This window comes from Streptosporangium becharense, assembly GCF_014204985.1.
GTDB lineage: Bacteria > Actinomycetota > Actinomycetes > Streptosporangiales > Streptosporangiaceae > Streptosporangium > Streptosporangium becharense.
In genome coordinates this window covers 169,944-182,117 of sequence record NZ_JACHMP010000001.1, presented here as the reverse complement: position 1 = coordinate 182,117, position 12,174 = coordinate 169,944, and the positions used below count along the sequence as shown (strand labels likewise).

At 70.1% G+C, this 12,174-nt stretch carries 12 protein-coding genes; 6 read left to right on the top strand and 6 right to left on the bottom strand.

Annotation, left to right across the window (positions count from 1 at the left end; translation table 11 throughout):
* The first annotated feature begins 23 nt into the window (after nucleotides 1–23).
* Nucleotides 24–563 carry a DinB family protein gene (locus F4562_RS00850; RefSeq protein ID WP_184546137.1) on the top strand — a complete coding sequence of 180 codons (540 nt, stop codon included), beginning with the start codon at nucleotides 24–26 and terminating at the stop codon, nucleotides 561–563.
* 317 nt (nucleotides 564–880) lie between these two features.
* Here the strand turns inward: F4562_RS00850 and F4562_RS00845 are convergent, their stop codons facing one another.
* The gene (locus tag F4562_RS00845) at nucleotides 881–1,522 is read right to left on the bottom strand and encodes an isochorismatase family protein (RefSeq protein ID WP_184546135.1); all 642 of its coding nucleotides are present in this window, start codon (nucleotides 1,520–1,522) and stop codon (nucleotides 881–883) included.
* A 109-nt stretch (nucleotides 1,523–1,631) separates the two neighbouring features.
* On the opposite strand from F4562_RS00845, the gene F4562_RS00840 reads away from it, so the two are divergent.
* Nucleotides 1,632–2,630 carry a GlxA family transcriptional regulator gene (locus F4562_RS00840; RefSeq protein ID WP_311734210.1) on the top strand — a complete coding sequence of 333 codons (999 nt, stop codon included), beginning with the start codon at nucleotides 1,632–1,634 and terminating at the stop codon, nucleotides 2,628–2,630.
* A 268-nt stretch (nucleotides 2,631–2,898) separates the two neighbouring features.
* Here F4562_RS00840 and ispF read toward each other — a convergent pair whose 3' ends face one another.
* Complete coding sequence (gene ispF / locus F4562_RS00835) at nucleotides 2,899–3,384, bottom strand: 2-C-methyl-D-erythritol 2,4-cyclodiphosphate synthase (protein WP_184546133.1); 486 nt, start codon at nucleotides 3,382–3,384, stop codon at nucleotides 2,899–2,901.
* A 472-nt stretch (nucleotides 3,385–3,856) separates the two neighbouring features.
* Entirely contained in the window at nucleotides 3,857–4,675 is an 819-nt protein-coding gene (locus F4562_RS00830) for a helix-turn-helix transcriptional regulator (protein WP_184546131.1), read from the bottom strand.
* 161 nt (nucleotides 4,676–4,836) lie between these two features.
* Here F4562_RS00830 and F4562_RS00825 point away from each other — a divergent pair, with 161 nt between their 5' ends.
* The gene (locus F4562_RS00825) at nucleotides 4,837–5,580 is read left to right on the top strand and encodes an alpha/beta fold hydrolase (protein ID WP_184546129.1); all 744 of its coding nucleotides are present in this window, start codon (nucleotides 4,837–4,839) and stop codon (nucleotides 5,578–5,580) included.
* Nucleotides 5,581–5,771: 191 nt separating this feature from the next.
* On the opposite strand, the gene F4562_RS00820 is transcribed toward F4562_RS00825, so the two are convergent.
* Nucleotides 5,772–6,137 carry a DUF5997 family protein gene (locus F4562_RS00820; RefSeq protein ID WP_184546127.1) on the bottom strand — a complete coding sequence of 122 codons (366 nt, stop codon included), beginning with the start codon at nucleotides 6,135–6,137 and terminating at the stop codon, nucleotides 5,772–5,774.
* Nucleotides 6,138–6,191: 54 nt separating this feature from the next.
* On the opposite strand from F4562_RS00820, the gene F4562_RS00815 reads away from it, so the two are divergent.
* From F4562_RS00815 to F4562_RS00805, 3 genes are all read left to right on the top strand, one after another.
* Nucleotides 6,192–6,905 (top strand): LysR substrate-binding domain-containing protein, encoded by a 714-nt coding sequence (locus F4562_RS00815; RefSeq protein WP_311734209.1) that lies wholly within the window; start codon nucleotides 6,192–6,194, stop codon nucleotides 6,903–6,905.
* Between the two features lie 110 nt (nucleotides 6,906–7,015).
* Entirely contained in the window at nucleotides 7,016–7,960 is a 945-nt protein-coding gene (locus tag F4562_RS00810) for an RNA polymerase sigma-70 factor (protein ID WP_184546125.1), read from the top strand.
* Between the two features lie 93 nt (nucleotides 7,961–8,053).
* A complete protein-coding gene (locus F4562_RS00805) occupies nucleotides 8,054–9,253 on the top strand; it encodes an NAD(P)/FAD-dependent oxidoreductase (protein ID WP_184546123.1) in 1,200 nt (399 codons plus the stop codon).
* Between the two features lie 206 nt (nucleotides 9,254–9,459).
* On the opposite strand, the gene F4562_RS00800 is transcribed toward F4562_RS00805, so the two are convergent.
* Entirely contained in the window at nucleotides 9,460–10,686 is a 1,227-nt protein-coding gene (locus F4562_RS00800) for a hypothetical protein (protein ID WP_184546121.1), read from the bottom strand.
* Between the two features lie 130 nt (nucleotides 10,687–10,816).
* Nucleotides 10,817–12,172, bottom strand: a complete 1,356-nt coding sequence (chrA, locus tag F4562_RS00795; protein WP_184546119.1) for a chromate efflux transporter — start codon at nucleotides 12,170–12,172, stop codon at nucleotides 10,817–10,819.
* Nucleotides 12,173–12,174: the final 2 nt, after the last annotated feature.

The window sequence follows — 12,174 nt, the reverse complement described above, 5'->3', positions numbered from 1 at the left end:
CACAGTCGTTATGCTTGCCGTTCATGACTGATGTGGACGAGCACGGTCGCCCCGAGCCGCCTATCGCGGGTGACGAGACGGCGACCCTCCTGGGATTCCTCGACTACCAGCGCGCGACGCTGGCGTGGAAGTGCCGGGGCCTCGACAGCGCGGGGCTGACGGCGAAGGTCGGCGCCTCGTCGATGACGCTGGGCGGGCTGCTCAAGCATCTGGCGTACGTGGAGGACGACTGGTTCTCCTACCGGTTGCACGGGCGAGACCGATCCGCGCCGTGGAACACCGTGGATTGGCGCGCCGACAAGGACTGGGAGTGGAACTCCGCCGCCGACGACTCCCCGGAGGAGTTGTTCGCGCTGTGGGAGAAGGCCGTGGACCACTCCCGCGAGGCGGTCGCCGAGGCGCTGGACGACGACGGCCTGAGCCGTCCGGCCCGACGGCCCTGGGCCGGCGGTGAGACGCCGTCCCTGCGGTGGATCGTGGTCCACATGATCGAGGAGTACGCGCGTCACAACGGTCACGCCGACCTCCTCCGGGAGTCGGTGGACGGGCAGACCGGGGAGTGACGCCCGGCGGCCCCTCATGGCGCGCAGCCTCCGGCTCCCGGTGATCGGCGACGCCTTGCGCTCCCTGCGGGGCAGCACCAGGTCCGTCCGAGAACGGGAACGGGACATCGCCCACGGCCGGCACGTATATGCCTGGGCCGGGTACCGATCCGGCCCTGACGGGTGTCCGGCCGCGTCCGCAGGGTCCTGGCCCGCCGCTCCCTTACCGGCCCAACGGAGATCACCTACTACGTCTGCTACGCGCTCGCCCGCACCCCCTTGGACGAGCCGTTCGACCTCCCGTCAGCTGTGCCCCGGCGAAGACGTGGGCGTGTGGATCACGCCTGTGCGGCGCGTTGCGCACCCGTCACGGCGGAAGTGCCGAGGTCGGACTTGGGCAGCGGCCGTCCGGCGGCAACGGCGCCGGACCAGGTCGCGGTGTCGGCGACGGCGGCGAAGTTGGAGTTGAACAGTGCCAGCAGGGTGGTGTGGACCGTCTTCGCGTCGGCGAAACCGGCCTCGTTCGCGATGTTGATCGCGCCGGTGGCGTCGGAGAGGACTTCGGCGGCCAGGCCGTGGGTCTCGGCCTCCGCGGCGGAGGCCAGCACGCAGTTGTTGGTCATGTAGCCGACGAGGGTGATGGTGTCGATCTGGCGATCCCGCAGCCAGGCGAGGAGGTCGGTGCCGGCGAACACGGTGCCGTACTGCTTGACGACCGACTTCCACTCGTCCGTGCGGCGGCTTTCGACCTCCGGGTGCAGACGGAACCCGGGCCGGGTGGGGTTGAACACGGGTGCGTCCTCGCCCATCGTGTGCTGCACCGCGACGACGGGAACACCTGCGGCGGTGGCCGCGTCGATCGCGTGCGTGATCTGCGGCAGCGACTCGGCGTGGGGCGGATACTGGATCTCCAGCGGGCCGCCGCCGAAGTATTCCTGCTGCACGTCGATGAGGATGAGTGCCCGGCGAGGGGTGGTCATGGTCTGTGCTCCTTGATCTCGTTGCCGCCGTCTTCGCAGGCGACGCATCGAGTCTGCGGGCGGTGAACCGCATTGACCATTGGCACGCGTGCAGCTTTACGATGGATTCGTGCCAACGTCCGACGATGCTCTGCGGATCGCCGTCTACGCCTTCGACGGCGTCACGATGTTCCACCTCTCTGTACCGCAACTCGTCTTCGACGAGGTCGCCCGGCAGGGCCTGGGCGACTGGGAGACGATGCTCTTCTCGGATCGCGCGGGGTCGATTCGTACCGCCGAGGGATACACACTCGGCGAGGTGCGTGGGCCTACGGCGGCTGAAGGGGCCGATGTCGTGGTCGTCCCCTCCTGGTTCGAGGACGGTCGTACTGCCGGACCGGCGCTTCGACGAGTTCTGACAAGGGCTCACAGCCGCGGCGCGACGGTCGCCGGGCTGTGCCTGGGGGCCTTCGCCGTCGCCGACGCAGGCCTGCTGTCCCGGCGCGCGGCCGTCACGCACTGGCAGGCCGTCGACATGCTCGCCGCCCGGCATCCTGATGTCGACACGGACGCCTCCGTGCTGTACATCGATCACGGTGACGTGTTGACCTCGGCCGGGACGGCGTCGGCGATCGACGCATGCCTGCACCTCGTCCGCAGCAGGCTCGGTGCGGCGGCGGCCAACCGGGTGGCTCGCAGTCTCGTGGTGGCCCCGCACCGTGAGGGCGGGCAGGCACAGTACATCGAACGGCCCCTGCCCCCGCGCTCCTGCGACGACCCGATCACCGGAGCGTTGGAGTGGGCTCTGCGGCACCTGGCGGAACCCCTCACGGTCGAGCGGCTGGCCGCCGTCGCGCACATGAGCCGGCGCACCTTCATCCGAGCGTTCCAGGCATCCACCGGCGTCACCCCGGCCGTCTGGGTCAAGCGTCAGCGCCTCGACGAGGCCCGTCGGCTGCTGGAGTCGACGGAACTGTCGATCGATCAGGTCGCCGCCACATGTGGCTTCGGCAGCAGTGTCACGCTGCGGCAGAGCTTCGCCGCGGCCTTCGACACCTCGCCGTCGGAGTACCGCCGGCGGTTCGACACCCGCACCGCAGGCAGGCGGGCCGGAGATCCGCGCCCGTAGTGCTCGAACGGCTCTGCCCTGGCCGGACTCCTCCCGTTCAGGCACCGGGGCATCGCCGAGGTGGTCGGTGAAGACCCGCACGCCGTGCCGGGCGGCCCTGAGGGTCGCGCAGGCGCCGTGCACCGGGCCTTGCTTGGATTTCGTCACGGCGGATCAGTGGCCGGCCGACCCGCTGGGCGATCCGGCGCGCCAGGGTGATCTTGCCTGAGCCCGGCGGCCCGCTCACCACCAGTAACGTGCCGTTCTTGGTGGGGCTGTGTTTCATCCGTCAGCGCGAATAGCCGGGCAGCTCAAGAAGCAGCGCGTTAGCGATCGCCATCAGACCGTCGCCTCGGCCTGCGAAGCCAAGTCCCTCAGGTGTAGCGGCGCCGAGAAATACCGGGGCGCCTAGCGCAGCGGCCAGGACCTTCTGCGCTTCTTGCCTGCGGGGGCCCAGTTTGGGCCGCTCGCCGATCAGCTGAACTGAGACGTTGCCGACCTCGAAACCGGCCGAGCGGACCAGATGGGCGGTTTCGGTCAGCAACAGGGTCGGGGAAGCGCCTTCCCACTCCGGCGTGGCGGTGTCGAAGTGGGTTCCGAGGTCGCCGAGGTCCGCCGCGGTGAGAAGCGCGTTGCATACGGCATGGACCACGACATCGCCGTCCGGTTCGCCGGCCAGCCCTACGGACTCGTCCGGCCAATCAAGTCCGGCTAGCCTCATCGGCCGGTCTTTCATGAACGGATGGATGTCCACTCCCGTCCCAATTCGCGGCATTCGAAATGAATTATTCGGGGAATCGGCAGGTGACGACACTTGAAAACCCCTCTCGTGTGGAGTGCGGTCGGCTGGAGCGCAGAGATTACATCGACCCGCATGATCACGGTCGTGCGAAGTGATGCGGCCTTTTCGGAGAACGTGCATGGTGGAAGTCACCCCGCCACAGCAAGGCGGTGCCTTCGCAGGCCAGACGGTAGGCGGTGTCGGCTTTCATACGGTCGTCCGCGCCGATGACCCGGCGGGGAGACCTCGGCTCCGCCTCACCTGGAACGACAGCGGCACACCTGCAAGGGCTCCCTGATGGCCTCCGGCGATGTGGACGCCGACGGGTTGGATCGCGGTGAACCTGCCGTCCGCCGCGACCACGGTGCCCGTGTTGAAGCCTGGAGCGCGGCCAGGCGAGGAAGCAGAGCACCTCGGCGATCTCCTCGGGCTGGGCCCCCGGCCGAGTGGCTGAGCATGGGCGGGGTCATGTCCGCGTGACGGACGCGAGGAGCGCCAGCTTGTCGGCACTGTCGGTGCCGGGGTCCGGGTGGAGGACGACGAGCGTCTGGCCTGTCGCGCCGCTGACGCCCAGTCTCTCCCGATTCAGCCACAGGCCACCGACCTGGGGGTGGTCGATGTGCTTGGGTGTGCCTTCGCACGTGTTCACGTCGTGGCGGGCCCAGAGCCTGCTGAAGCGAGGACTGGCGAGGGAGAGCTCGCCGACGAGTTCGATGAATCGGGGATCGTCCGTGTCGGTGCCGACGGACTCGCGGAAGCCGGCGACCATGCCCTGCGCGGCGTCCTCCCAGTCTGGGTAGAGGGCCTGCTCGGCGGGGTCGAGGAACACGTCCCGCAGGCGGTTGCCCCCCGCCACGAGTCGCGGCGACAGAGCGCTCGCCAGCGCGTTGGCGGCGAGGACGTCGAAGTAGCGACCCTCCACGTACGCGGGGAGCGGAAGGGTGACGACGAGCTTGGCGACGCCCGGAGGGACGCTCTCCTTCCGGGGCCGCCGTCGCCGCCGGGGTTTTCCCGCCCCGAGGCGTAGCAGGTGGGCCGTTGCGTCGTCGTCGAGCCGCAGCACGCGGGCGAGGGACTCCAGGACCTGCGCAGAGGGGTTGCGGTCGCGGCCCTGCTCCAGGCGCAGGTAGTAGTCGGCGCTGATGCCGGCGAGCATCGCGACCTCCTCCCGGCGCAGGCCCGACACGCGCCGTACGCCCACGGAGGGGATACCGGCCTGTTCAGGAGTGACGAGCTCCCGGCGGGCGCGTACGTAATCGCCGAGAAGGTTGAATTCGTCGCTCACGTCCCCACGGTAATTCGCACACCTTCGTGCGTGCCTGGTCCTGTCACCCCCAGGATCGCGGGGGCTCTGGCTCCATCAGAGGGTGAGCGGAAACCTCATTTCCGGGACGAACACCGGCGAAATCAGCCGGCGGTTCCCTTCCGTGAGCAAGGAGCTACACCATGTCAACATATTTGCTGGTACACGGGGCCTGGCACAGCGGGCAATGCTGGGAGCGGGTGGTCCCGTTGCTGGTATCGGCCGGGCATCGGGTGGTCGCGCCGTCGTTGACCGGCTTCGGCGACAAAGCGCACCTGCTCGGCCCCGAGGTAGGGCTGGACACGCACGTCGACGACATCGTCAGGCTGATCACCGCGGAGGACCTCACCGAGGTGATCCTGGTGGGCCACAGCTACGCCGGGCTGGTCATCTCGTCGGCCGCCAACCGAATCCCGGACCGGATCGCCCATCTGGTCTATCTCGACGCGATGGTCCCTGAGGACGGCGAGAGCGCGGTGGATGTGCATCCCGTGACCCAGGCCCTCATCGACCGCGCCGCGGAGGCCGAGATCGGCTGGCGGATCCCGCCGATGCCCGAGTTGCCGCCGCCCCTGGGCCTGTTCGGCGTCACCGACCCGGCGGACGTGGCGTGGTTGCGGGCGATGTTGTCGGATCAGCCGGTGCTCTGCTTGCGGCAACCGGTCCGGCTGGACAACCCGGTCGTGCGCACGATTCCGCGGACGCACATTCACTGCGTCGCCGGCGTACCGGAGGGCATCGAGCGGCGGCCCGTCCCAGCGATACAGCCCAACGGCAGCCCGGCACAGGTGTGGGAACTGGAGACGGGCCACGACTGCATGATCACCATGCCGGCCGAACTCACCGAACTGCTGCTCAAGTCGGGTAAGCGACAGTTCTTGAGGTGAGGGCGATGGATCCTCCTCGCCCCGCGCGCTCACCGCCTGCGAACTGCGTCCTCTCCCGTTCGGCAGGTCGATCACCACATACCGAAGTGCCTTCACTCACCGTGAAGGTTCCGTCGCGGGAGTGATGGGACAGTGGCCGGCCCGGATGGCGGCGGACCATACCGGACCGGATCGCCACTCCCACCGGCCGGCTAGCGCTCCTTGAGGCGCTGCGCTTCCTTGCGCACCTCGGCCTGAACCGACCGCTCGCGCTTCAGCCACTCGGGGTCCTCCGCCTTGATGGCGTCGATCTCGGCGGTGGTGAGCGGCCCGGTGATGCCGCCCCTGGCCAGGCCCGAGTTGGAGACGCCCAGCTTCACGGCGACGACCTGCCTGGGGTGCGGCCCGTTGCGCCGCAGCTCGGTCAGCCAGGCCGGCGGAGTGGCCTGCAGCGCGTTCAGCTCATCCCTGGAGACGACTCCCTCCTGGAACTCGGGGGGAGTGGCCGAAAGGAGCACACCCAGCTTCTTGGCCGCGGTCGCGGGCTTCATCGTCTGAGTGGTCTTGAGCTTGGTCATGGTGTCAAGGGTATGGCGCGAAGCCGCTTCCCCTGACATCGGTACCCTGAGGAGGTGACTGACAGGGAGTTCCGGCTGGCTTACGTGCCCGGGGTGACGCCCGCCAAATGGGCGGGCGTCTGGGCCGAGCGTGTGCCCGACGTGCCACTCACCCTGGTCTCCGTAGCCGCCGCCGAAGTGGTGAAATTCCTGCGCGACGGCGGCGCCGACGCCGGGTTCGTGCGGCTGCCCGTGGACCGCGAAGGGCTCAGCGTGATCCCTCTCTATGTCGAGACCACCGTGGTCGTGGTGCCGAAGGATCACCTGGTGGCCGCCGCCGCCGAGGTGACCGTCGCCGATCTCGCCGACGACGAGGTGTTCCGTCCGATGGACGACACCCTTGAGTGGACGGCCCTGCCGGGGCTGCCGGCTTTCACACGTCCGGACACGACGGCGGAGGCGATCGAACTGGTGGCGGCGGGGGCCGGGCTGCTGCTGGTCCCGCAGTCGCTGGCACGCCTGTATCACCGCAGGGATCTGACCTACCGGCCGGTTGTGGAGACGCCGCAGTCGCAGATCGCGCTGGCCTGGCCCACGGAGGCGACGACCGATCTGGTGGAGGACTTCATCGGCATCGTCCGTGGGCGTACGGCGAACAGCTCGCGGGGCCGTACCCCCGAGCCTGCCCCGGGGAAGGCGCGGAAGCAGCCGCGGGGTCCCGCTCCGGGCGGGTCGGGTCGCCGGGGCACGCAGGCCGGCCGGGGCAGGAAGGGCCACCGGCCCCGCTGAACCGTCGTTGGGCAGGCGGAAGCCGGGGCGGTTCAAGATCGGATGGTGCGTCGAACGGCGAAGGGTTCCGGCGCGGCGGCTGGTTCCGCGGCACGGCCTAGGATCGGGCCATGCCCTTGACCGCGAACGACGTCGACCGGTTCGAGGCCTTCAGGCCGCGCCTGGAGGCCATCGCCTACCGCCTCCTCGGCTCCGCCGGGGAGGCCGAGGACGCCGTGCAGGAGACGTTCCTGCGCTGGCAGGCCGCCGACGTCGACCGCGTCGAGGTCCTCGAGGCCTGGCTGACGAAGGTCCTCACCAACCTGTGCCTCAACCAGCTCACCTCCGCGCGGGCACGCCGCGAGACCTACGTGGGCCAGTGGCTTCCCGAGCCACTGCTCGCCGGTGACCCGATGCTCGGCCCGGCCGAAACCGCCGAGCAGCGTGAATCGGTCTCATACGCGGTCCTCACCCTCATGGAGCGCCTGTCTCCCAACGAGCGGGCGGTGTACGTGCTGCGGGAGGCGTTCGGCTACCCGCACCGGGAGATCGCCGAGATCCTCGGCATCAGCGAGGCCGCCAGCCAGCAGATCTTCCACCGCGCCAAGAAGCACGTCGCGGACGGCAAGGCCCGGACCGGGATCGACGAGGCCGCCACCCGGCGGATCATCGAGGAGTTCCTGGCGGCCGCCACCAGTGGCCGGGTCGAACCGCTCGTGCGCCTGCTCACCGAGGACGCCGTCTCGATCGCAGACGGCGGCGGGAAGGTCCCGGCCCGCGTCAAGCCGTTCGAGGGTGCCGTCGCGGTCGCGAAGTTCCTGCGGGGCCTGTTCAAACCCAGCCAGGCCAAGCACGCCGTGGTCGGTGGCGTGCCCGAGGTCTACGCCTGCACCGCCAACGGCGACCCCGCGGTCGTGGCCGTCGTGGACGGCCGGGTCGTCGGCGTCATGTGCCTGGAGGTCACAGCCGAGGGCATCGCCGCGTTCCGCAACCAGGTCAACCCCGACAAACTCGAACGCGCGACCGCGCGCTGGGCGGCCGCTGACCACGGGGAGCCCCTGTTCAACGCTTCCTGATCGCCGTGTGAGGTGCTTCACATCGCGTTCCTGTCAGGAAACGGCGGGCCGCCCGGTTCAAAGGGCGAACCCGCACAAGACAGGAGCCAGGGAATGCAGCACCGCATCGTCGTCCTCGGAGCCGGATACGCCGGAGCCATCGCCGCCGGCCGCCTCGCCAGGCGGCTCCGCCGCGAGGACGTCGCCATCACCCTCGTCAACGCCGAGCCCGACTTCGTCGAACGCGTCCGCATGCACCAGCTGGCGGCCGGCCAGGACCTCAGGCCCCGGCCGTTCAGCGAGATGTTCGCGGGCACCGGCGTCGGACTGAGGGTCGCGAAGGTCACCGGTGTCGACGTCGACCGCAGGACCGTCGCCGTCGTCGACGCGAACGGCGCCGGAGAACTCGTCTACGACACGCTCGTCTACGCCCTCGGCAGCGGCTGGGACACCACCCAGGGCGTTCCCGGGGTCGCCGAGCACGCCTATGAGATCGCCGGCCGTCCCGGAGCACTCCGGTTGCGCGAGCGCCTGGCCCGCCTCGACGCCGGGGAGACCGTGGTCGTCGTCGGCGGCGGACTCACCGGCTTGGAGGCCGTGACCGAGATCGCCGAGGCCCGCCCGGACCTCGACGTCGCCCTCGCAGCCCGCGGCGGTCTCGGCGACTGGCTCTCGCCCAAGGGCCGTGAGCACCTGCGGAAGGTCTTCGCCAAGCTCAGGATCACCGTGCACGAGCACACCGCCGTCACAGGTGTCGAAGCCGAGCGCGTCGCCACAGCCGACGGCAAGGCCATCCCGGCCGCGGTCACCGTGTGGACCACCGGCTTCGCGGTCCACCCGATCGCGCGGGCGACCGCCCTGAAGGTCACCGGCACCGGCCAGATCGTGGTCGACGGGACCATGCGCTCGGTCTCGCACCCGGACGTGTACGCCGTCGGCGACGCGGCCATGGTGATGGGTCCCGGCGGCAAGCCGCTGCGGATGTCGTGCGCCTCGGGAACTCCGACCGCGTGGCAGGCCGCCGACGCGATCGCGGCACGCCTGACCGGCGGGAAGATCCCGAACACAGCGATCCGCTACTTCAACCAGTGCGTCTCACTGGGCCGCAAGGAGGGCTTGATCCAGTACGTCACCGCCGACGACCGCGCCGTGCAGGCGGTCCTGACCGGACGGCTCGCCGCCGTCTACAAGGAACTGGTCTGCAAGGGCGCCGCCTGGAGCGTCGCCAACCCGACACTCGGGCTGCCGACCCGGCGCCGCCGCGTCACGCGGGAGCGGGCCGCGGCGGGTTCGGCCGTCAAGGCGCCGGCGTAGAGCACGAGGCGAAGGACGGCACCCGCACCACGACCGTCGTCACCGATGTCGGACCGGTGGAGATCACCGTGCCCGCGGGACCGGGACGCCGGCTTCAAGCCGGAGATCGTCCGTAAGCGGCGGCGGAGCGGGCTGGGAAACCAGGCGGGTCTCCACGATCGTCTCGCGGATCACCTCTCGCACCGGCCCGGTGCGCACGAGGCCGGTCAGGACTCGTCGAGGCGCCACAGCGCGGGCCGGTCGAGGCTGTCCTTCCACAGCGAGCCCAGCGCGTAGACGCCGTCGGGGCCCCGCACCAGGTCGTTCACGCTGACGTCCTGCCCGTCCCCGACGGGCAGGGGCTGCCTGGTCCAGGCTCCGCCGCGTAGCCGCCACATCATGCTCTCATCGGTGACCGCCCACAGCCCGCCCGAACCGTCGGCGACGGCGTCGATGAAGCCGCCCTCGAAGCCCTCCGCGCGGAAGGGGCCGAAGGTGCAGGTCCACTGCCCTTTCCGATGCCGGAGGGCGATCGGCCGACCGGCATCGGTGTCTTCGTTGTCCGCCTTGTCGTGGGTGCCGAATGCGCCGAAGCCGAGCACCCAGAACTCGTCCTTGCCGGTGACGGCGACCGCCTGCGGGTAGAAGGCGCCTTCCTGGGAGTCGTGGATGGCCCCGGTCGTGTCGATCCGCACGTCGAAGCGGACCTGGCCGGGGACTCCGTCGCGGATCCGCACCGCCGTCGAGCCTTCGAAGGGCAGCGCCCAGACCTCACCGCCGGTTTCGGTCATCGAGTAACGCACGTTCTCCGGCGCTTCGTCGGCCTGCTCGGTCGGGAGCTTCACGCGGGTCCAGGTGTCGCCGTCCCGGCGCACGGCGGTCGTGCCGTACGACACCCAGCCGCCGGCGGCGCCGTCGGGTCGCTGGACGGCGAGGTCGACTCGCTGCCAGGTCTCGTTCTTCCACAGTCCCACCGTCCGCTGACCGGAGGCCGGCCCGACGGCCCACAGGACGCCGTCGGTGCCGACAGCGAGAGCCTCCACGGCGGTCATGCCCTGAGGCAGCGGCACGGTCTTCCACTCGGTTCCCGACCAGCGGACCGGTAGTCTCTTCACCTTGGACTGCTCGTAGGACGGGGACAGGTGGTTGAGCGCCCACAGCGAGCCATCGGCTGCGATCACGCCGTCCGCGAGCGCGCCCTTGGAGTCGCCTTCGCCGACCAGCTTCCAGGTCGTCGGGACGGTGGTGGCACGAAACTGATCGGTAGTCCTCGGCGGTTCCGAGCAGTCGGTCTCGGCCGCCACGACCGGCGCCGCGCTCGGGCGGGCGAGCGGAACGACGCTGGGAGCGGCGGCGGGCGCGCTCGTCGTGGGCGTCGCGGTCGGCGCCGCCTGGGGACGCTCCGGCGCCGGAGTGACGCACGCGCCGCAGACCAGCGCGACTGTCAGAGCCATGGCCGATCTCATTTGCCGCATGAAGGACATCTTCCTATGCGGTGAAGCCTCGATGCGCCTTATCTCCCCAGGCGCACCTCGTTCGGCCCTACCCGCTTCGCCCTCGTGCGGGGCCGGCCTCGGCCGTGGTTCACGGCAGGAAGATCGTGCCCATGCCGAGCAGGGCACAGATACCGAGGATGCGCAGCATCGGCCACTTGAAGACGAACGTCATGACGAGCGCGACCACGGTGATCACCGCGGAGATAGGGCTGAGTGTGCCGAGCTCGGGAAGCCGGATGCTGAACGGGCCGCCTTCCCAGGTGAAGGTACGCCCGAACAGGGTGTGCTCGGCGAAGTAGAGGGCCAGGTTGGCGATGACACCGACCACCGAGGCGGTGATGCCGGTCAGGGCGGCGCTGATGGCGGTGTTGTGGCGCAGCCGCTCCACGTACGGGGCACCGAGGAAGATGAACAGGAAGCACGGCACGAACGTGACCCAGGTGGTCAGCAGCGCGCCGAGCAGTGCGCCGGCCCACGGGGCCAGGGTGCCCGGGTCGCGGTAGGCGCCGAGGAACGCGACGAACTGCACCACCATGATCAGCGGTCCCGGGGTGGTCTCGGCCAGGGCCAGGCCGCGCACCATCTCGCCGGGGGTCAGCCAGGCGTAGGTCTCCACGGCGCGCTGGGCGACGAAAGCGAGCACGGCGTAGGCGCCGCCGAAGGTGACCAGCGCCGTGCCGGAGAAGAACAAGCCCTGGGTGGTGAACACGCTGTCGGCGCCGAGCAACAGCGCCACCACGGCCACCGGCAGCCACCAGGCGACCAGGCCGACGGCGAGGATCGTGCCCGCCGAGCGCCGGCTCGGCTGGGCGTGGTGCAGGGCATCGTCGGAGATCAGTGGTGCGGGCCCGTCGTCACCGCCGTGCCCGTTGCCCTTCGTGAAGACCTGGGGAGCCAGCCGGTGCACGGTCCACCCGACGAGCGCGGCGACGGCGATGACGACGGGGAACGGCACTGCGAACAGCGCGAGCGCGGCGAAGGCGGCCACCGCGACGGCGACGAACAGCGGGTGGGTGAGGGAGCGCCTGGCGACCCGGATGACCGCCTGGGCGACGATGGCCAGCACCGCCGGGGCGATCCCGGCGAACAGCGCGGTCACCACGGTGGTGTCCTGCCAGATGACGTAGACGGCCGACAGGGCCAGCAGCGCCAGCATGCCGGGCAGGACGAACAACGTGCCGGCGACCAGGCCGCCGCGGGTGCCGTTGAGCAGCCAGCCGACGTAGATGGCCAGTTGCTGAGCCTCCGGGCCGGGCAGGAGCATGCAGTAGTTCAGGGCGTGGTTGAAACGCTGCTGGCCGATCCAGCGTTTCTCCTCCACCAGGGTGCGCTGCATGACGGCGATCTGCCCGGCCGGGCCGCCGAAGGTCTGCAACGAGATCAGGAACCAGGCGCGCACGGCTTGGCGGAACGGGATCACATCACGGGTGGCTTCGATCGTCATGA

Bases quoted from the DNA above. Each gene is read 5' to 3' on its own strand.
- F4562_RS00825 (WP_184546129.1), top strand. From the start codon at position 4,837: ATGTCAACATATTTGCTGGTACACGGGGCCTGGCACAGCGGGCAATGC.
- F4562_RS00800 (WP_184546121.1), bottom strand. From the start codon at position 10,686: ATGGCTCTGACAGTCGCGCTGGTCTGCGGCGCGTGCGTCACTCCGGCG.
- F4562_RS00845 (WP_184546135.1), bottom strand. From the start codon at position 1,522: ATGACCACCCCTCGCCGGGCACTCATCCTCATCGACGTGCAGCAGGAA.
- chrA (WP_184546119.1), bottom strand. From the start codon at position 12,172: ATGACGATCGAAGCCACCCGTGATGTGATCCCGTTCCGCCAAGCCGTG.
- F4562_RS00810 (WP_184546125.1), top strand. From the start codon at position 7,016: ATGCCCTTGACCGCGAACGACGTCGACCGGTTCGAGGCCTTCAGGCCG.
- F4562_RS00805 (WP_184546123.1), top strand. From the start codon at position 8,054: ATGCAGCACCGCATCGTCGTCCTCGGAGCCGGATACGCCGGAGCCATC.
- F4562_RS00850 (WP_184546137.1), top strand. From the start codon at position 24: ATGACTGATGTGGACGAGCACGGTCGCCCCGAGCCGCCTATCGCGGGT.
- F4562_RS00820 (WP_184546127.1), bottom strand. From the start codon at position 6,137: ATGACCAAGCTCAAGACCACTCAGACGATGAAGCCCGCGACCGCGGCC.
- ispF (WP_184546133.1), bottom strand. From the start codon at position 3,384: ATGCCGCGAATTGGGACGGGAGTGGACATCCATCCGTTCATGAAAGAC.